This window comes from Paenibacillus cookii (genome assembly GCF_018333375.1).
Classification (GTDB): domain Bacteria; phylum Bacillota; class Bacilli; order Paenibacillales; family Paenibacillaceae; genus Paenibacillus_AQ; species Paenibacillus_AQ cookii.
Window position 1 is genome coordinate 1 of sequence record NZ_BORW01000109.1, and the last position, 409, is coordinate 409.

The 409-nt window shown below is 39.9% G+C and carries 1 protein-coding gene; it reads right to left on the reverse strand.

The annotated features are described in order from the left end of the window. Positions 1-10: 10 nt before the first annotated feature. The coding region (gene tnpA / locus KI367_RS26785) for an IS200/IS605 family transposase (RefSeq protein WP_212953334.1) at positions 11-409 on the reverse strand (399 nt) is incomplete at its 5' end.

Here is a 409-nt window from a genome sequence, read left to right on the forward strand (position 1 = left end):
TTAAACTGGTTTACTTTTTCTTGCTACTATTTATGCTAAAAGGGTCCTCATACTCCTTCACACTCAGTTTGTCCACTGCCTGGTCATGTGCTTCTTGTTCACGAATATATTTTGCGACGGTTGCCTCCTTTAAGCCTACTGTACTGACGTAGTATCCTTCCGCCCAAAATTTCCGATTCCCATATTTATACTTTAATTGCGCATGCTTCTCAAAGATCATTAGCGCACCTTTCCCCTTCAGATATCCCATGAAGGCTGATACTGAAATTTTCGGTGGTATCACTACCAGCATGTGTACGTGATCTGGCATCATGTGACCTTCTATGATCTCTACTCCCTTGTATTTACATAATCGTTTGAAAATTTCGATTAAATCTTTCCTCACTTGATTATAGATCTCTTTCCGTCT